The sequence below is a fragment of the Cryobacterium sp. SO1 genome (assembly GCF_004210215.2).
GTDB lineage: Bacteria > Actinomycetota > Actinomycetes > Actinomycetales > Microbacteriaceae > Cryobacterium.
The window spans coordinates 3,465,273-3,484,451 of the sequence record NZ_CP067394.1; the positions used below are offsets into that span (position 1 = coordinate 3,465,273).

Genomic DNA, 19,179 nt, shown 5'->3' on the forward strand with positions numbered 1-19,179 from the left:
GCCGCAGAACGCCTCACTTGGCGCGCGGATACTCCCAGTTCGCTGGCTGCTTGAGACGTAGACAAATACATACAGAGATAGTCCCATGTAGGACTATATGTGTCAATGAGGTGTGTACTGGACGAGCGTGACCTGAGCCGCTCACCTCAAGCGGGCTCGAGCAAGTACCAGCGACGGGAACGCGCTCAACACTGCGCCCGACCGCGCAGAAGCTCATGGAGAGCAGCGACGAGCTAGTAACCCTGCTGGACCAGGGAGCCCCTCTGCCCAGCAAGACTCTCGATTGCTACTCAATACGAAGCGTCGTCATGACCTCTGCTGCCAACTCGGATTTCAAGTAGGGCCGCGGAAGGTTGAATACGCGGGCACCCCACGACGTCAACTCGCTCTGGTAGCCAGGCTGTGCCTTCATTCCCAATAGCGCCTGGACTGGCGGGGCATAGATGGCGATGACGAGCGGGACCTCGTGCGCAGCCATATTCGTTTCGAACCGCGCCCTGCCGTACTCAATCTCACTGTCGGGCAGGTCGGCTGCGCTTGGGGTCGGCCGTCGGACGAGGTCTGCAAAACCGACGCCGGATTCAAGGGCAGTTCGTTCGAATTGATGCTCGCCATCATTGAGCGCCATCAGGCCGGCTTTGACCAGCATCATGATCCGACCTCGGGCGCCCTGACCTTGAAAATAGTGCCCGGCCGCAACGCTCGTCAGCGAGGGATTAATTCCTACAATCACCGCTCGCGGCCGAAGGGGCCATACTTCAGCGAGCGTGAGCACCTCAGCGCCCATCCACTCGACGCGCTCCTGATACCCGATGAGGTCCGTCATGCCGTTGGCATCTCGGAACCCCGGCTATTTCGCATCCCACTCCTCGCTGGCTAGCGGCGCGTCGTTCAATTCATCGCGACGTGCCTGCCAGTCGGGCATGTACCGGCTCATGTGTTCGACGAAGCGTTCATTGTGTGTGGGCTCGACGAGGTGGGTTAATTCGTGAACCACGATGTACTCGAGGCAGCGCGGGTTTTTCTTCGCGAGCTCGGGGTTGAGCCAGATTGCGCGCGACTTGGCTTGGCAGGTACCCCACTTAGTCTTCATTCGGCGCACAACGAAGTTCTGTACTTCCTCGCCGACAACAGGTTGCCATTTCTCTAATAGCGGTGGGACCGCAGCCTTGAGCTGCTCGCGGTACCAACGGTCGAGCAACGTCCTGCGTTGGTCGTCGCTATAGTCAGCGGGGGTAGTCACCCACAGCGTCGTGCCAGCAACGCTAACCTTCGACCGCCCGTGACGGGATGAGTCGAGGCGAAGACGCTGGCCCCAGACGTAATGGGTCTCGCCGGAGAGCATCTGACGCTCTGTCTGACGGTCAGCACCTCGAAGTTGCTCGCGCTGCCTCTTGATCCACTGCAGGCGCTGCACAATGGCGAGACGGATCGCGTCCTCGCCGAGACGATGCGGAGCAGCGACGCGTATGCGTCCGAGCGGGGGATACACGGAAATGTGCAGATTCTTGATGTCTTTGAAGACAACGTCTACCCCAATTCCCGCGACGGTGAGGTGGGCGCTAGCTGTATTCATCGCGGGCCTTAACCAGTTCGAACAGGTCCTCGAAGCGCTCGAAGCCTTCGGGCAGCGTGCGGCGAAGCTCGCGGGCAAGGGCTCGCTCTTTCATTCGATTTCCAACCCAGCCGTGCTCCTTCTGGAGCATCACCGTATAGTCGATAATGACCGCGAGATTGGGGTCAGACAAACCGAAGTCGACCAGTGCTCGCTGGGCACCGGTCTTAGCCCACTCCGGATAGACTGTGTCGGATTCCTGCTTGCCGACCTTGGCCGCGAGATCGAGCAGCTGCTGCAGGTAGCCCTTGTAGTCGAGGGCGTCCTGTCGGCGCTGTTCGATCAGTGCGTCGAGCAGGTCGGACATTTTGTCGTAGTAACGCGGGTTCATGGCGCGCTCGTCCACGATCGTCTTGCGGACGTTGTTGACGATTGTCTCCGCCGCGGCTCGAGGGTTCTTGCGGAGACCTGCCGGCAGAAAAGCAAGCGCATCCTCACCCCGCTCGACGATCAGTTCGACCAGGCCCTTCTCGAAGGTGGCAACCACCTCGGACGGATCAGCCTGGATGTAGGTGTCGAGTAGGGCGCGCATGCCGGCCTCGAACTGTTTCATGTCGATGTTCTCGCCAGCGCCGAGCTCCACCTCGTCGCGCACGGCCACGAAGTGCGTCACCTCGTTCTTGATCGCTGCTGCCTCCGCCGGCGAGTATTTCGCGGTATTCATGTCATTGGCCAGCGCCGTGTACGCGCGGACCAGGCCAGAGACGGCCTTGTAAAGCTCAACGCGCTTGACCTCATTAGCTTTGATCTGCGCAGCGTCGCCCGGGACCGATGCCACAAAGTAGTGCTGGTACTCCAGCGTCCCCTTGGGCGGCGCGACTGCCTCGACCAGCGCACGGATTTTCTCGAGTGCCTCCTCGAGATCCTGGCGCCCCTGCTTGACGCGATCCTTGAGTAGACCCTCGACGTCCTTCTCCTCGTACCCCTCGAGAGCGCCCGAGGTGTAGTCCGTGATGGCGGATTCTAACGAGTTGAACAGGTCCCGGTAGTCGATGATGTAGCCGTAAGTCTTGTCGTCACCGTCAAGACGGTTGACCCGACAGATGGCCTGAAATAGACCGTGGTCACTCATCTTCTTGTCGATGTATAGGTACGTCGCACTCGGCGCATCAAAGCCGGTCAGGAGTTTATCGACCACAATGAGAAGGCGCATCTGGCCTGGCTCCTCAATGAAGCGGCGCTTGACTTCCTTCTCGAACTCCTCAATCCGGCCCACGGCCTCGTCGGCAGGTACGCCGAAAAAGTCGGCCAACATCTTTCGGTAAATGTCGTGCTGGCGTAGCTTCTCTGTGGCTCCCGCGCCGGAGTCTTCCTTGGAGATGTCGCTCGGGCTGGGGACGTAGCTCGTTACGATAGCGACCTTGTCCTTGAAGCCGGCATTGACGAACATCTCGTAGAACTTGCAAGCCTGGTAGATGCTGTCGCCGACGAGCATTGCGTTACCCCGGCCACTCACAAGACGCGGCTCGGTCTCCATGTCCAGCAGGATGTCCTGGACCAGCTGCTTGGCTCGGGGCTCCGCGGACACAACCTTCTGCATGGTGCCCCACTTCTTCCTCAGGCGAGCCTTGCTGAGGTCGGTGAGACCCTTGGTCTTCGCTTCAAACCACTTGTCCACCTTCGCCGGGCTAGACAGATCTTGCTCTATATCGCGCGCCTCGTAGCGCAAGTCGAGCACGACGCCGTCCTCAACGGCCTCGTTGAACTTGTAGGCGTGAATGATCGAGCCAAACGTCTCGATACTCGTCGCTTTGTCCGCTTTAAGCAGCGGCGTGCCCGTGAAGCCGATAAACATTGCCCCGGGAAGTAGTTCCTTCATAGCCCGATGCATCTTGCCCGCCTGCGTGCGGTGTGCCTCGTCGACGAAGACGAATAGGTTGCCCTTCGGAGCGAACCCGGTGGGAACTCCCGACCGCAGTTGTTGGATGAACGCCTCGCTGTCTCGGTCGAGGTCATTGTCTTCGTCACTCCCATGGAACTTGTGAACGAGGGAGCAGATCAGCCAGGGATCGTGCTTGTTCATCTGGGTTAGCAGATCGATACCAGAGGTCGCACGGTAGATGCTCTCGTTGACCCCCCCAAAGACCTTCTCGATCTGCTCGTCCAGCTCGGTGCGGTCGGTGACAATGAGGACGCGTGACTCAGGCTCATGCTCGCGGATCCATTTAGCCAACCACACCATCACCAAGCTCTTCCCCGACCCCTGGGTGTGCCAGATAATCCCGCCCTCGCGGCTGGCGATGCGGGTCTGAGCTGCCTTCACCCCGAAGAACTGATTGTGCCGGGCGGTCTTTTTCCAGCCCGCGTCGAACACCATGAAGTCGTGGATCAGCTCGAGGAAGCGGTCCTTCGAGCACATTTGCAGAACGGCCCTGTCTAGCGGTTCGGCTACGTCCACGCCGACCACGCTGTCCTCAGGTTCCTTCCACTGCAGCCAGTACCTCTCGGGGGTCCCAATAACTCCATACCTCAGACCCTCAACATCGTTGCCCGCGAACACGAACTGGACCGTCGAGAAGAACGGACGGATGAAGTGGGCGCTTTGGTTGCCAATGTTCTGCCGGATGCCCTCCGAGACGCTGACCTTCGAGCGCTTGAACTCGATGATGCCGAGCGCGAGGCCGTTGACGTAGATCACGACGTCAGGGCGCTTCTTGTGCTCCCCGGCGATCGTGACCTCCTCGGCCACGACGAAGTTGTTGGCCTCCGGGTTACTCCAATCGATGAGCCATACTGTCTCAAATTGGTCGCCCGCACCACGCTTGACCTTAACCCCGTACCGAAGCAAGCCGTAGACCTCGCGATTGGCATCGTACAGCGTGCGGGCTCCGCCCACCGATGCGACCCTAACGACCTCGCTGATCGCCTTACCGGCGATCTCCGCGTCGTAGCCGCGAGCCAGCAGGTTGGTGCGAAGGTAGGTGGCCTCGATGTTCGAGTTGGCTGCGCGGTCCGCCCAGTCGCCGCCATCGGCATAGCCGAGGGTCTCCTGAAAAAACTTGACCACGCGATTCTGCGTCTTGCGCTCCACCTGCCCAACCGCGCTCATACCGTGTCCCCCTTGGCGGCAGGAATACGTGTGCGCCCCGTCAGAAGCTCCTGCATCATTCCCTGCTTGATAGCTCGGGCGACTTCGAGGCGATGCCCGGCAACTTCGATTTCGGTGTCGGCGTCGCGCAGGATACTGCCGATCGCCGCCTGTTCCTCCTCTGACGGAAGCAAGAGTTCCAGCCTACGCACATCACCGCTGGAAACCGCCGGGTAGTTCGAGCCGGCGATGATCCGATCTATCTGAGCCATGACACCGGAACTCAAGACCCACTGCCCAAGGTAGTTCGGATCTGTAATTCCTGGTCGACTGCGAATAACGGCGAATCCGGTTGATGCCACTGGATTCCGCAAGCCGCCTGTATAGTGCGCGTGGGATTGCAGGTTGGGGCGAACGGTTCCAAAAAGAACATCACCAGGTCGAACCTGACGACGCGCTCTGGACGGGGCCTGCTCGAAGCGGTAGGCCGCACTCTTCATGATCGAGCCCCTACTCACATCCTCGAGCGAGATATAGTCAATCATCTCCGTCGGCGAGGTGGTCGCCGGGCTGAGTGACTCCGGATCAACGTTGGCAACGGCTGCAAGATGGCTGGTCATCCAGGTGCCGGTGAATCCTTGGAGCCTGGTGCGGCCGGTCAGGAGCTCCTGCATCATGCCTTGCTTGATGGCGCGCTTCTTGGCGATGAGTTTCTCGAGTCCGCCAACAAGCTCCTCGGCCCCAAGCAGAAATGCAGCGATCAGGCGCTGTTCATCGACTGTGTCGGGGATGCGGACAAGTTCTCCGTGCAGATCGTTCCTGTTGACGCCAGGAACACCACTCTTGCCGCTGTGCGTCTCATAGTCGACGCGCTGAAGCAGGTAATAGATGAATCGCTCGTGGTTTCCGTGGAAATTGGAAACCCAAAGAGTCGTGTTTAGAGGCCAGAAGTTGTCTTCCTCGTAAAAGACTTTCCCGATCGTTCCGTATCGCCCGGTGATGACTCCTGGCGCTTTGACCATCGCGCGGTCGTGCCGTCCACTTCTGCCCGACGAACTAACAATCGGAACACTGCCGGGTCGTCTGAGCCGTGTCGGAAGATCGAATCCACGTTGGAGCGTCGCAACGTTCCCAAGCGGGGCTGTCTGCCACTCGCTCACTTCGTCACTCCCATCGCCGCCAAATGAGACGCGACCTTGGCGCTTAGCGCCTCGACTTCAACGTCGATATCGCCCACGGTCTTCTCGTAGCGCTCGCCCAGCACGTTCAGGCGTTTCACCAACTTCTGAGTAAGTCCATCCAGCTCGGCCCTAACGCCGGCAAGCGTGCGACCGCCCCACTTGTCGTCAATGACGAGACTCTGAACGTCAGCGGTGCTGAGCTTGCCATACTGTTTCAGCGTCAATTGATCGAGCTTCATCTTGGCATCTTTGGCTGCCTTTTTCGTAGCTGCTTCCGCTTTGAACAAGCCGACGACGTGAGCAAGCGCGTCTAGGAGGGCGCTGAATATTAGGGGTCCAGTTGCCTCGGCGAGTTCTTCGAGTGTTTTTTTGCTCCGCTGTGGGGCTTTGTGCGGTCGACTGAGCGATCGGCCACGATGGTGGGATCTCGCGTCGGGGCTGATCGATGGGGCCGTAGTGGGCGGCTCTGCCGCCTGGGACCGTGCGCCGAGGTGGTCCTCGTGCGTCGGGGTGTTATCCAAGGGCCCAAACCCCGTTCTGGCTGGTCAAACCGAGGTTGAGGAGCCGTTTGAGATTGATCGCGGCAGCACGGATCACCCACCCCGCATTGTTCTTGGCAACGCCGCGGTAGCGGACCCGCCGGGCCCCGCGCGTCATCCACGCCAGCGTCCGTTCAATCATTGGACGGTGCTGGCGATAAAGGGCTTGAAAGTCCGGGTCCTGAGCGGTGACGCGGTGCTCCCGGCGAACCTGATCCAGCGGATGAATCTGCATCTTCTTGCCGGACTTCGCGGTGGTGCACTGCGCCATCAGCGGGCAGGCCTTGCACGAACTACCAAAACTGGCCCGTCGTTTCGGGCTGAGCGACCGGACGTTCCCGGCCGGGCAGGTCACGGTCTGCAGGGTTTCATCCACGGTGAAGTCATCGATGGTGAATCCGCCCGGAACGGCTCGGCCCAGCGGCATCGGCTTGATGATCGGCCGGTGCCCAGCGGCATGAATCTCGGTCAGGAGCCCGCCGCTGCCATAGGCCGAATCACCCAGCACGTCAATGTTTTGCTCACCGATGCTGACGTCGGCCGCGAGCAGCTCGCCGCCGCGAGCCGCGTCGCTGTTTTGCGAACCAGAGGCTTTCGTGAGCATTGCCGCCGTCACCAACCCGGTGTCGGGCTCCGCGTTGACGTGGGCTTTATAGCCGTCGATCTTTTTCTGGCGGCTCTTGTGCGCATGGCGGGCATCAGGATCGACGGTGGAAATCACCCGGTCGGGAGCGACCCGGCGGGCGATCCGCCACCGCCCGTCGGTCCCGTCGGACCCGTCGGCGGGTTCCACGTCTTGGCCGGCGACCAAGGCAAGCAGCGCGACGGTTTCCTGCTGCTTCTTGTTGAGGATATGGACGTTGATGCTGCCCAGCAGAGCGAGAGCATCGGTGACCAGGCGGGAGACGAGCTCGTCGCGGGCGTCGCGGTCGTCCCACGCAATGTCGGGCTTGCCCGGCTGGGAGTAATCATGGCCGGTCAAGCCGGCGACGCTCACGTCCGCGCCGGGGATCTCCCGGCCAACACGGCGGATCTGTCCGACCAGCTGCGTGACGGTGTCCTGCCGGGCAACCGCATCCTCCAAAATTGTTGAGTCCAACGCCCGGCGTTTGCGCCCCGACAATGCTCCGGACTGGGCAATGACCGCGGTCACGGCCTCAAAAATGCGGTGCGGCCGGTCACTGGCAGCCAAGCGTTTGCGCCAATAGACCAGCACGGTCGGGTGGAAAGAGGTTTCAGTCAGCGCGAACCCGCAGGCGGCTTTCCACCGCAGGTCATACGTCAACGCCTCGGCCGCTTCCCTGTCGGAAAGGTTGTGCAGTGTTTGCAACACCATCACCGACGCGATCACGTCCGCCGGTATTGACGGGCGGCCGTTCTGCGAGGAAAACAAGTCCGCAAACGCATCATCGGGAAACAGCTCCCGACGGTGCGCTGCAAGGAAAGCGAACACCGATCCAGGCGGAAGCAAGTGCCCCGCTACGGCATCGACATCGTAAATCTCACGCTGACCATCATCACAACCCTGCATCACCCCAGTCTTAACGACCAAGAGCCGACCCGCCGCAGGCGCGCCTTAAATAAGCGACACCCGCACCCAAAGTTGTTCAGCGGCCTCCTAGCTCCTCGCGGTCAGCGGATTCTGCTCTGGCCGCCTTCAAACGATCTGTGGCTGTCTTGTTCGTGACCTTGCCGTCGTCGTCGGTAGCTTCAAACAGCATTCCTGCTTCGACCGCATGCTCCTCGACATACTCCTCGAGCACCTGACCTACTTCCTCGAATGCCGCGTTAAGGACCTGGACGTCAGCCCATTCCTTGGCGAAGTAACGGGCAACGATGATCTCCGGCGGAATCAGGTCCATGACCCAGCGGTCAGCGTCGACGCCCGTGCCGAATGCGATGTGCGCTGGCTCGTATTTCGGCTTCTTGTTCTTGTCGTATCCGAGTATCCGTGCCGACCTCGGCTTGGCCGCGCCGTCCCACCCCTCGCCCATGATTAAAGCGGCGTCGTCATGCATGACGTCGTTCCAATAGCTCATGAGCTGCTCGTACACGCCGTACTCGTCGATGAGCGGGCGAGAGCGGAAGGCGTCGAGCAAAGTACTACCGAGTTCGGCGATCAGGTCGGATGGGCGCGTGGTGCTCGAGATGCCTTGAAGCAGTGCCGCGTGGGTATCCCACCATTGTTTCACGGCGCCGATGCTGCGGCCCACGAAGACGTCGTAATCTGCCGAGTCCGTAATCGCGCTCTCAACCTCACTCTTGTTGACGGCCAACTCGCTATACCCAGCCCGGAGCGGTTTGAAGAGTGCCGAGCGCAGCCCTGGGAAAGCCGCCCAGTACGGCTGAAGGTCATCGAGATCGCGGTTCGGAACACCGCCCTTGAGGTGGGCATGCAGGTCTTGAATGTCTTCGGGCTCCGAACTATCGACGTAGCGCGGGATGTTGAGGTTGTAGTCGTTCTTCGGATCAGCAATCTCGCGGAGCGGCACCATGCGCGAGTAGCGCTCAACCTCGGTTTGCCTGTTGAAGATGTCGATGATCGCGTGCATATCGCGCGGGCGCAAACGGTTCTTGTTGCCGTCCTTGGTGAAACCTTTGCTGGCGTCGAGCATGAAGATGCCGGTGCGCGCTTGGGCATTCTCCTTGTCCAACACGATGATGCAGGCGGGGATACCAGTGCCATAGAAGAGGTTAGCCGGGAGGCTGATAATCCCCTTGATGTATCCGCGCTTGACCAGTTGCTTGCGGATTGTCGCCTCAGAATTGCCGCGGAAGAGAACACCGTGTGGCAGGATAACCGCACCCTTGCCCGTGCTCTTGAGGCTCTTAATCATGTGGAGCAGGAAGGCATAGTCGCCGTTCTTCTCCGGTGGGCGGCCGTAACCGTCGAAACGGCCATATTCATTCTCCAGGCCGTTATTCCACGACTTCACGCTGAACGGTGGGTTGGCGACGAGGTAATCGAAGGTCTGGAGTTCATTGCCCTTTCGGAACTGTGGGCTGGTGATCGTGTCGCCCTGACGGACATCCGCAGTCGCGTTTCCGTGCAGCACCATGTTCATTACCGCGAGAGCACGAGTGGCGTTATCCTTCTCCTGGCCGTAGATTGTCAGGCCGTTCGGCGCAGCGTCTGCCACCTTTAGAAGCAGCGAGCCAGACCCACAGGTCGGGTCGTAGACAGTCGCAGCCTTCGGCGTGTTCGGCTTGATGCCGATGAGCGCGGCCATCACACGCGAGACTTCCGCAGGCGTATAGAACTGGCCCTTGCTTTTGCCCGACTCGCTGGCGAAGTGCCGCATCAGGTATTCGTAAGCATCGCCCATCAGGTCATCCCCCTCGGCGCGAGATCCGGTGAAGTCGAGATCCTGGAAGATACCGATCAGCTTGGTCAAGCGGTCGACGAGTTCCTTACCCTTGCCGAGCTTGTCTGGGTCATCGAAGTCAGCGTTGTTGATGACGCCCTGCAGGTCGTTGGCATCGGCGAGCTTGCGAACAGCGACATTAACCTGTTCTCCGATGTCCGGCTTACCCTTGAGCGCCACGAGGTCGCCAAACGAGCCACCCTTCGGTACCTCGACGTCCGCGTACGGATCGGCTTTAGCCTTGTCCGAGACGAACTTCACGAATAAGAGCGTGAGCACATAATCCTTGTACTGACTGGCGTCCATGCCGCCGCGGAGCTCGTCAGCGCCGGCCCAGAGTGAGCTATATAGGTCCGACTTTCTGAGTGCCACTGTTACGCCACCATTTTCGCGCCGGGGTTGGTGGTTCGTGTCTGTCGCTGGCTCATCTGTGGTGTTCTCCTCCGCGCTCAGGCGCGACTTATTCGCGGTGGGTGCGAGTCCAAGGCTACCGGCGGTCGATCACGGTGCTCCACGGCCGCGCTGGACGGACAAGTCCGCGGTCGATCACGGTGCTCCACGGCCGCGCTGGACGGGCAAGTCCGCGGTCAATCAGTTGGGCCAGAATCGTTGATTCTCTCACCAGCAAAGAGGTTCGAGCGCCGCTGGCGGGCGTGAATGTGTGCGATCCCGGCGCCGAGGGTGCGATTCCAACGCTGCGGCCAACTCCTTTTCGACCTGTCTTGGCACCGTGCTGAAGGTCGGCGAGCGAACCTTGCTCTCTGGCGGTGCGGCGGTGCCACGTCACCCACTGGCCTACGTCCATCAGGGTGTACCTGGTGGACACTTGCCCCTACCGCGTTAGACCGCGTAAAATGAAGTACTCACAAGGTGTCATTTGACAGTAGTGCGCGGAGGTCTAAGACGTGACTAAACAGCGTTCGACCGTCAGATCAGGAAGGGTCTACGGCTACGCACGCGTGAGCTCGACTGATCAGAACCTGGACCGCCAGCGCGACGCGCTGGACGGCGTTGACGTGCTCGTCGAAGAAAAGGTGTCAGGAAAAAACCGCGACGACCGGGAGAAGCTGCGAACGCTTATGGCCTTCGCGCAGCCCGGCGACACGATACGCGTCAAGAGCATAGATCGTCTCGCGAGAAACACCCGAGACCTGCTCGCGATCATCGACGAGATGCTCGGCAAAGAAGTCGCGGTCGATTTCGTAGACACGCCTCAGCTAAGCGTCTCGACGAAGGAGGGCCGGGCGATGATCACGATCTTCGCAGCGTTCGCCGAGCTGGAACGTGAATCCATCCGAGAGCGGCAACTTGAGGGCATCGCACTAGCAAAGGCCGCTGGTAAGTACGAGAAGTCACCGAAGCTCTCGCCGGAACAGATCTCCTTAGCCCGGGAATGCGTCAACAGCGGCGTCGCGAAGTCCCGGGTAGCCAGAGACCTGAGCGTGTCCCGTCAGACCCTTCATTCGGCGCTCAGCGGCGTCGGGAAGTATGCCCAGCTAGTGGGGGGCATAGCGCCGTGATCGATGTTGGTTCTGCCGACGGCAACTACCGCACCTGCCCTGAGTGCGGCCGCGACTGCGAACCCGTGCCATTCGGGACGACCAGCGACGGCATCCGAATATCGTTCATCTGCCCCCTGCATGGCGTTCACAGATCGACCCCTTCGAGGATCGCCGCTGACGCATGACGACCGCCATCTCGACGCGGGGGCGGCAGCGTAGGCGCATCACCGTCGGCGAGGATCAACCCGCCGAATGAACGGATGCCTCAGTAGCTGTTGACGCCCTGCTGACTCGTCCAAGCTCGCAAGCTCTTGGCAATGTGATGCAAGCCATGGACATCGGTGCGGATAGTACCTAGCGGGAGTTTCCTAGCTAGCCTCGGTCAGAGTTCCAGAAGTGCTGGTCAACTCTGGTTTTGGCGGCTGGGTTGTGTATGACCTAACTTTTCTTCGGGGCCCACTGGTCGAGGTTGAAGATCTCGGCGAGTTGGTCCTGGGTGGGGGTCGTCGTGGTGAGCATTCGGCGCGCTTTGGGACGCCCACCGGTCGAGGAGTAGATCATGAGGGTCTCTTGGATCTTCTCGAGCTGGTCGAGGAGCTCCCGGACCGAGAGGTGCAGGCCTGCCTGCTCTGTTTGGCGTCGCATGAGGTGCGCGATTTGCAGTGCCAGGACACAGGTGAAGGTGTGCACGCGGATGTTGTGCTCGGTCCAGTGATGCATGGGCGAGAACGACACCACGTGGGGGTCTTTGAGCTGGCGGAAACTGAACTCCGCGTCAGATTGTGATCGGTAGGCTGCCACGACATCAGCGATCGGCCACTCGTCCTGGTCGGTGACGAGGACGCGCTTGCCAAACACCTCTGTCTCCAACGCGAGGCGGGCGTCATCATCGACCGTGAACGTGAGCTGATGCGTGGCTGGCGTGCTGCCGGTCAGGTCCCAGTTCAGGACGCGGCGAACCCAGGAGTCGTGGGTGATGCTTCGGATTTCCTCGGTGACTTGGTCGGTGCTGCGCCGGGTTTTCCCACGCGCCAGCGTCGCGGCGAGTTCAGTCAGGAGGCCGTGGGCTTTGTGGAGGGTTTGCACGAATCCGACGGCTTGTTTGTCGTGCAGGGTCGGGGAGTGCGTGAGAATCACACGCCGTTCAGAGCCGTAAACCGTTCGGCGGGTCTCGACCGCGCTGAGCCCGCCGAATCGGGCCTTATCGACGACGCGGCGCTCGCTCGCGGGCAGGGCAAGCAGATCGGCGACGACGGATGGTGGGATGGACCCCACGAAAGAGAGACCGGTGGCGGTGACGTGGGCGAAGTTGCTCAGAGAGTTTTGGCCGGCGTCGAAGACGACCGTCATCTCTGCTGGCGCCACTCGTCCGGCTTGGGCAGCGAGGGCTGCATGGCGGGCGCTGAGGAGGTCGATCATCAGTGGGAACTGGGTCACGTCGGGCCGGTTTCCGGGGTAAGCGTGGGCGACCAGAGGCACGCCGCCATCACGGGTGACGACTAAACCCAGACCGACCAGGCGCAGGTCGGTGCGTTTCTGCTTCGCTTTGCCGCGCTGAGCGATGGGCGCCTTGTCGTTAGCGGAATCGATGTAGGTCGCGAAGTTGGTCATATCCAACGCCAACGCCGAAATATCCAGGTCGAACGTGGTGATCATCGCCACCGCGAGTCGCTGCTCAATCTCAGCGAGCTGGTCCCCGGTGACTTTATGCATCGCGTCCCAGAACCGACGATGATCCAACACGCCAGCCGGCACCTTCGTGAACCGGTCCGCGGCGGTGCTTTTCCACCACTCCGCAAAGCCCAGCTTCGACGTCGGGGCCACGACCCTGTTCAGCGCAGCCAGCACCAGATAGGTCCCCACTGACGCTCCCGCGTCACTGCGGCGCGCGCCGACGACATCGTCGATGATCCCAGCCACGTCGAGCCGGTTCAGAATCTCCCAGACCGCGGCCGTGTCTCCAAAGCCCAGGTGCTGCGACTTCGACGGCAACGATTTGGCCTCGCGCCCGTCATGCAACGCCGCAATATCGGCCGCTGACCCCAGATAGCGTTCGGAGACCATCTTGGGCTTGCCGTCGACACGGGCCATCTCCCTCAAGTACCAGTACGGCTTCCCATTGATGGTCTTCTTATACAAACTAGCCATACTTTAGGTCATACGCTCTCACGGACCAAAAGTCACGCCACCACGCCGAAGAACGCCAGACCAACACCGGAATTCAATTCGGCGCAGTCTGGCGTCCCTGAGATAGCTAGGAAACTCCCGCTAGGCCCTCCTGAGGGTCAATCTCAAACGACTCAATGATCTCCCTCTTGAGCCGGTCTCGATAGCGCAGTGTCGCGGTGAACGGACGCGTAGGTGCCGAATCGCTGGTCATCCGCGCGTGCATTTTGCGTGATGAATCCAAGTACGTACGAACCTCACCGCCAGGAGGTAAGACACTTGTTAGCCCCGAGATGAACTTGGCGTCCATGAATCGATTCCCCTCCCCCAGCTCATGCGCCCGCAGATACGGCGGGTCGATTGAGATCGTTAGGTTTCGGGCAGCGGTCTGCCCGATGTTTCGCACCACGAAATCGGCGAGAGTCCAATCTGCCGCTGATTCCTCGATCAGCGCGACAAGGTACGGTCGAGCCTGATCTTCAGCGAGGTCTCGCGCTTGATTCAGCTGGCGAAGCACCAAGAAGGCGCCTAGGATTGCGGCGCCGAACGCTGCAACGGTCGCGATAGCAGCTATACCGTCCCACGCAGTCGCGGTCAGCCCAAGCCATGTATCGACAGCGAGTTTCAGCATGCCCAAACCTTATTGCAGAGTTACTCCCCGCCGGAGGCATGTGGCCCAAGGACCGCTGTGCGACCGACATGGGCGCATACGCTCGAATCGGGCAGCCAGCCGGATCGAACCGCCACCGCACGTCTCTTGCCGGCCCTGCGCCCAAGGGCGAAAGATAGCCGTTGACCGCATCGTTCCCGGCCAAGGACGACGCCGCGCTTCACGCAGTCGCCTTCGCTGACTGGAGAGACCGATGGCCTGGCGCGTTTTTTGCGCTTCCAACACATTAGAACGCATGTTCCAATGTAAGCATGGGAGCGAACGAGAGATACCCGAGCGGCCCCAACCCGGCGCCCTCAGTTCAGGCCGACAGTCTCAAGCAGGTCGAACCCGACTACGGGGACGAGTTCACCCCTCGGCCGTTCAGCCTTACGCCGGAGGAGCTGGGCCGCCTCCCAGCGACTCTGGCCACCGAACCGATCCCCGTCCTAGCCTGGGTGAGGCTTCCCGCAGTACCTGCACACATCCAGGGTCATGCGCTGGCGTGGACCCCACGCGCGGTGTACGTGGAGTGGGAACATCGCGGCCTGCACCGCGCCTGGGTCTGGGCGTCGGCTGTCGAGCGCGGTGGGCTAGCCTCCTAAGACCTGGGGGTGTTGCTCAAGTCGACACGTCAGTTTCGCAACGTGGAAGGTTTTCGGAGAAGACTGCAATGCCTGACCATCCGAAACGCCACCACGTTGTCCCGCAGTTCTATCTACGAGAATTCGCGATGTCCGAGCAGCTCACCGCCATTCAACTATCTGACGGAAGACGATTTTCCACCGTGGTCCGGAAGGCAGCGAGCAAGACCCACTTCTACCGGCTTGCACCAGACCATGATTTCGGGCCGCTCGCGCTCGAATCGGCCTTCAGCCCAGTCGAGGGTGACGCTGCTGCGATCTTCAAAAGGATCATTGCCGGCGAGTGGCCGTTGCCGTTCGACGATCGACGGCAGTTGTCGTTCTTCATCGCTTTACAGCTGCTCAGAGGGCCCCGGTTTCGAATTGCCTCAGAGGCGTCGGGGGCCAACGGTATCAACGCCGACGGCTCCGCGATGACACCAGTTGACATGCACGCGCATCAGATCGCGACGCTCGCCGAAGAATGGATGCCTCAGCTGATGGGGCGGCCATGGGATCTGGTGCGGTTCACCCATCGCTCGCTCATTACGTCCGACTCGCCGGTAAGTTCGATTCGGCCGCTCAATTACGACGCGGGACTTTGGGCCGGCGCCCCGTTTGCTGTGGCAAAAGAGGTCCTCTATCCGGTCGCTCGCAAGCTCGGCTTGAAGATGGGAAGTCTCCCATCCGACCTCGACGAGCGGCGGCTCACAGAACTGGGTGTCCTCGATCAGACGGGTCCGGGAACCTCCCACCTCGAGAAGCAGTTCAACCGGGCGACTACTGAGACCGCGACCAAACACCTCTTTCACCACCCGAGCGACGCGGCATTCGTTCCTTCAGAGTTTCCTGGTCGAACTGAGCCCCCACTCCCTTAGGTTGCGAAGTCTCGCTCGAGACTTGCACCAGCGCTGCACCACGCCCGTGCGATAAATGCAAAAAACCCCTGTTTTACCAGGGGTTTTTCGTGGCGGTACCGGTGGGATTTGAACCCACGGTGGAGTCTCCCCCACACAACTTTTCGAGAGTTGCACCTTCGGCCGCTCGGACACGGTACCGAGAGAGAGTGTAGTTGAGAGACGGGGTCTCGCGCTAATCCGTGCAATTGTCAGAGCCCGGGGGTACTCTCTCGGGGTGACAGATGACAGCACCCTCTCCCGCACCTTCACCATCGCCGCCGGCGCCGTGGCCACGACCGCCGGCCTTGGCGCCGCGGCCTCGTTCGCCTACCGGCGATTCCAGCGCAACCTGGCCGCCAGCGCTGCCGAGCTCAACGAGACCCTGCCGATCAACTCGCTCTGGTGGCGCACGCACGCCAAGGAGAAGGGTGACCTGCTCTACGTGGCCATCGGCGACAGCGCCGCGCAGGGCATCGGTGCCAGCGCGCCCAACCGCGGCTACGTCGGCATCCTGGCCGACCACATCCGTCTGGCCACCGGCCGCACCCTGCGGGTGATCAACCTCAGCGTTTCCGGCGCCACCGTCGGGCTCGCCGTGCGCGACCAGTTGCCGCGCTTCGCCAAGCTGCAGCCCGATTTCGTCACGGTTGCCATCGGCGCCAACGACATCGCCCAGTGGGATGCGGCCACCTTCGAGTCCGGCATCCGGGAGGTGTTCGCGGCCCTGCCGCCGCACGCACTCGTGGCCGACCTGCCGTGTTTCCACCTGCCGCACAACGAGCGCAAGGTTGCCGTGGCGAACCGGATCGTGCGCGAGGTGGCGGCGGAGCACGGTCTCACCGTGGCGCCGTTGCACGCGACCACCCACCGTGAGGGCTGGCGGAGCGTGTTCACTCAGGTCGCCAACGACATGTTCCACCCGAACGACCGCGGCTACCGCATCTGGGCCGACGCGTTCCTACCCGAGCTCAGCACCGTCGTGGCGCACCGGATTCCCCAGGACGCCCCGGCCTGAGTCATCGGTGTCGGTGGCCGCAGCTAGGCTCGCTGACATGGCTAAACCCGTCTCGAACTTCCGCTGCACCGAATGTGGCTGGACCACGCTGAAATGGGCGGGCCGCTGCGGCGAGTGCCAGCAGTGGGGCACCGTGGTCGAAGCCGCTGAGAAGACCGGAATCAGCCGGTCCGTCACCCCGTCTGTCGTGAGCGGCACCGGCGTGGCCCGACCGATCACCCACGTCGACACGACGGCCGTTGCGCACTGGCCCACCGGCATCAACGAGTTCGATCGGGTTCTCGGCGGCGGCATCGTGCCCGGCTCGGTGATCCTGCTCAGCGGCGAGCCCGGGGTGGGCAAGTCCACCCTGCTGCTCGAGGTGGCGTCCAAGGCGGCCGTGGCCAAGTCCCGGGTGCTCTACGTGAGCGCCGAGGAGTCGGTGTCGCAGGTGCGCTTGCGCGCCGAACGCACCGGCGCGCTGCAGCCGGAGCTCTTCATCGCCGCAGAGACCGACCTGGCCACCATCCTCGGCCAGATCGACGCGGTCAAGCCCGACCTGGTCATCATCGACTCCGTGCAGACGGTGTCCAGCTCCCTCAACGACGGCCAGGCCGGACAGCCCGGCCAGGTGCGCGAGGTCGCGTCCACGCTCATCCGTCTGGCCAAGGACCGCAACCTGCCGGTGCTGCTGGTGGGCCACGTCACCAAAGACGGCACCATCGCCGGCCCCCGGCTTCTCGAGCACCTGGTGGATGTGGTCTGCCAGTTCGAGGGCGACCGGTACACCGCGCTGCGGTTCGTGCGGGCCCTCAAGAACCGATTCGGCTCCACCGACGAAGTGGGATGTTTCGAGATGACCGGAGACGGCATCAGTGAGGTCGCCGACCCGAGCGGGCTGTTCCTCAGCCGCGGCACCGCAGCGGTCTCCGGCACCTGTGTGACCGTGGCGATGGAGGGCCGCCGCGCCCTGCCGGTGGAGGTGCAGGCGCTGGTGATCGACACGGCCATGCCCAACCCGCGCCGGGTGACCAACGGGGTGGACGGCTCCCGCGTGGCGATGCTGCTGGCCGTGCTGGAAAAGCGGGCGGGCTACCCGCTGTCGAAGAAAGACGTGTACGTGTCCACGGTGGGCGGGGTTCGGCTGGTGGAACCGGCCGCTGACCTGGCCATCGCGATCGCGGTCGCATCGGCGCTCAAGGACGAGCCCATCGCCCACAACGTGGTCGCGTTTGGCGAGATCAGCCTGGCCGGTGAGATCCGTCCGGTATCCGCCGCCAAGCAGCGCGCCGCCGAGGCCGCCCGGATGGGGTTCAGCACCCGCATCGACGCCTCAAGCAGCACCGTGCAGACCGCGGTGAACCGGGCGCTGGGCACCGGCATTTCCCGGCGCGACGCCGAACTGGATGACGCCTTCCGGTAACCCGTCAGGCTCAGACGGCTACGGGCCGGGGTCTGGCTCGTCCGGGTCGGCGCTGTCGTTCCCGATCGGTCCGAGGGCGCGCAGCAGGTCGACCGGGGCCGCCTGCATCACGGCGGGGCCGGCCACGTCGAAGAACACCATCTCCAGGGTTTCGCTGTGCACGGTGAGGAACTCCCTCAGCCACTGGCCGTCGGCGACCATCACCTGCGGATCGACCTCGTCGGGGATCATGCGGGCGTAGTTCTCGCCGGAGGAGAAAAGCAGCAGGGTGCGCTTGTCGCTGCCCTCCCGTCCGAAGACCCGCACCTGCTCGGCGGAGCCTTTGACCACGAGCAACGGCGCGATCACCACATCGTTGCGGAGCGCGTAGGCCACCGCCGCTACATCCTGCTTGGCCAGGGCGCTGGCCAGGGCATCTGATCGGGTATCTGCAGTCGCGTCTGTCACGTGCTCCATTCAATCATTCACCGCCGGAGAGGGGCCACTCGAAGTCTCAGCCCGGAGCGAACACCGCTGGGAAGGCCGGCCAGGCCTCAGTTCAGCAGGAACTGGGTAGGGCTGGCGGACTCGACGCCGCCCACGCTGACCGTGAGGTAATACGACGCGCCCTCGGCCGGCACGGCCTCCCGCTCGGTGATCTCGCAGGTCTCCGGGCTAGACCGGCTGCGGTCCCAGGTGAGCGGGGTCTTGGTGCTGACGGCGACGTTCGGTTCCAGGGTCACGGTGGCGTCAGCCGCGTCGCTCTGGCAGTCGGTGGACGTCCAGTACACATCCGCACCGCTGGTGATCGTGAACACCTGGGTGGAGGAGCCGGCGTTCAGGTCACAGGGCGTGGTGCCGGTGTTGGTCACGCTCAGCGAGAGTTCCGGATCGTCGTCCGGGTCGTAGGAGCCCTGGTCGGTGATCGCCTCGACCTGCACAGTGGCGGGATCGCACGCGGTGGTCGCGGGATCGCCGCCGGCGGTGGCCGCGGGGTCGGCGGCGGGATCGGCGGTCGTCGCCGGGGACGGGCCGGCGGCCGGGTCGTCCCCGCTGCCGGGCCGAAAGAAGATCAGCAGGATGATGGCCAGGACAGCGAGAACGCCGAGCCCCACCACGAGACGGCGGCGCCGGTAGACACTGCTGGCCTGGGGGCCGACGGGATGTTTGGTCGTCGACATGATCCAAGGCTAGCGAGGTCCACCGGCGCCGCCGG

The 19,179-nt window shown here is 62.3% G+C and carries 16 protein-coding genes and 1 tRNA gene; 5 read left to right on the plus strand and 12 right to left on the minus strand.

The window, feature by feature from the left end:
* Positions 1 to 286 precede the first annotated feature (286 nt).
* From BJQ95_RS16555 to BJQ95_RS16585, 7 genes are all read right to left on the minus strand, one after another.
* A complete protein-coding gene (locus tag BJQ95_RS16555) occupies positions 287 to 826 on the minus strand; it encodes a uracil-DNA glycosylase family protein (protein ID WP_130176595.1) in 540 nt (179 codons plus the stop codon).
* Positions 827 to 850: 24 nt separating this feature from the next.
* Complete coding sequence (locus tag BJQ95_RS16560; RefSeq protein WP_130176596.1) at positions 851 to 1,576, minus strand: M48 family metallopeptidase; 726 nt, start codon at positions 1,574 to 1,576, stop codon at positions 851 to 853.
* A complete protein-coding gene (locus BJQ95_RS16565) occupies positions 1,563 to 4,664 on the minus strand; it encodes a type I restriction endonuclease subunit R (RefSeq protein ID WP_130176597.1) in 3,102 nt (1,033 codons plus the stop codon). Before BJQ95_RS16565 ends, BJQ95_RS16560 begins: the two co-directional genes overlap by 14 nt.
* A complete protein-coding gene (locus tag BJQ95_RS16570; RefSeq protein WP_130176598.1) occupies positions 4,661 to 5,803 on the minus strand; it encodes a restriction endonuclease subunit S in 1,143 nt (380 codons plus the stop codon). The genes BJQ95_RS16565 and BJQ95_RS16570 overlap by 4 nt, the downstream gene beginning before the upstream one ends.
* Positions 5,800 to 6,063, minus strand: coding sequence for a hypothetical protein (locus BJQ95_RS16575; RefSeq protein ID WP_256041427.1), 264 nt, complete (start codon positions 6,061 to 6,063; stop codon positions 5,800 to 5,802). Before BJQ95_RS16575 ends, BJQ95_RS16570 begins: the two co-directional genes overlap by 4 nt.
* Positions 6,064 to 6,337: 274 nt before the next feature.
* Positions 6,338 to 7,894, minus strand: a complete 1,557-nt coding sequence (locus BJQ95_RS16580; protein WP_256041428.1) for an IS1182 family transposase — start codon at positions 7,892 to 7,894, stop codon at positions 6,338 to 6,340.
* 76 nt (positions 7,895 to 7,970) lie between these two features.
* On the minus strand, positions 7,971 to 10,100 hold the full coding sequence (locus tag BJQ95_RS16585) for a class I SAM-dependent DNA methyltransferase (protein WP_205750193.1): 2,130 nt from the start codon (positions 10,098 to 10,100) through the stop codon (positions 7,971 to 7,973).
* 533 nt (positions 10,101 to 10,633) lie between these two features.
* On the opposite strand from BJQ95_RS16585, the gene BJQ95_RS16590 reads away from it, so the two are divergent.
* Positions 10,634 to 11,248 (plus strand): recombinase family protein, encoded by a 615-nt coding sequence (locus BJQ95_RS16590; protein WP_130178606.1) that lies wholly within the window; start codon positions 10,634 to 10,636, stop codon positions 11,246 to 11,248.
* A gap of 420 nt (positions 11,249 to 11,668) precedes the next feature.
* On the opposite strand, the gene BJQ95_RS16595 is transcribed toward BJQ95_RS16590, so the two are convergent.
* Both BJQ95_RS16595 and BJQ95_RS16600 read right to left on the minus strand, forming a co-directional pair.
* Positions 11,669 to 13,321: an IS1634 family transposase gene (locus BJQ95_RS16595; protein WP_256041429.1), complete on the minus strand. Its 1,653-nt coding sequence runs from the start codon at positions 13,319 to 13,321 to the stop codon at positions 11,669 to 11,671.
* A gap of 163 nt (positions 13,322 to 13,484) precedes the next feature.
* Entirely contained in the window at positions 13,485 to 14,027 is a 543-nt protein-coding gene (locus BJQ95_RS16600) for a hypothetical protein (RefSeq protein WP_130177811.1), read from the minus strand.
* A 290-nt stretch (positions 14,028 to 14,317) separates the two neighbouring features.
* Here BJQ95_RS16600 and BJQ95_RS16605 point away from each other — a divergent pair, with 290 nt between their 5' ends.
* Together BJQ95_RS16605 and BJQ95_RS16610 are read left to right on the plus strand one after the other, a co-directional pair.
* Positions 14,318 to 14,650 carry a hypothetical protein gene (locus BJQ95_RS16605; RefSeq protein ID WP_205750120.1) on the plus strand — a complete coding sequence of 111 codons (333 nt, stop codon included), beginning with the start codon at positions 14,318 to 14,320 and terminating at the stop codon, positions 14,648 to 14,650.
* A gap of 68 nt (positions 14,651 to 14,718) precedes the next feature.
* Positions 14,719 to 15,546, plus strand: coding sequence for a DUF4238 domain-containing protein (locus tag BJQ95_RS16610; protein WP_130177812.1), 828 nt, complete (start codon positions 14,719 to 14,721; stop codon positions 15,544 to 15,546).
* A gap of 90 nt (positions 15,547 to 15,636) precedes the next feature.
* On the opposite strand, the gene BJQ95_RS16615 is transcribed toward BJQ95_RS16610, so the two are convergent.
* A tRNA-Ser gene (locus BJQ95_RS16615) sits at positions 15,637 to 15,726 on the minus strand.
* A 76-nt stretch (positions 15,727 to 15,802) separates the two neighbouring features.
* Between BJQ95_RS16615 and BJQ95_RS16620 the strand changes: the two genes are divergently transcribed.
* On the plus strand, positions 15,803 to 16,582 hold the full coding sequence (locus tag BJQ95_RS16620) for an SGNH/GDSL hydrolase family protein (protein ID WP_240694750.1): 780 nt from the start codon (positions 15,803 to 15,805) through the stop codon (positions 16,580 to 16,582).
* Positions 16,583 to 16,619: 37 nt separating this feature from the next.
* Entirely contained in the window at positions 16,620 to 17,984 is a 1,365-nt protein-coding gene (gene radA, locus BJQ95_RS16625; protein WP_130177813.1) for a DNA repair protein RadA, read from the plus strand.
* A gap of 18 nt (positions 17,985 to 18,002) precedes the next feature.
* Here radA and BJQ95_RS16630 read toward each other — a convergent pair whose 3' ends face one another.
* On the minus strand, positions 18,003 to 18,431 hold the full coding sequence (locus tag BJQ95_RS16630; protein ID WP_370688345.1) for a dehydrogenase: 429 nt from the start codon (positions 18,429 to 18,431) through the stop codon (positions 18,003 to 18,005).
* An 86-nt stretch (positions 18,432 to 18,517) separates the two neighbouring features.
* On the minus strand, positions 18,518 to 19,144 hold the full coding sequence (locus BJQ95_RS16635; protein WP_130177815.1) for a hypothetical protein: 627 nt from the start codon (positions 19,142 to 19,144) through the stop codon (positions 18,518 to 18,520).
* Positions 19,145 to 19,179 lie beyond the last annotated feature (35 nt).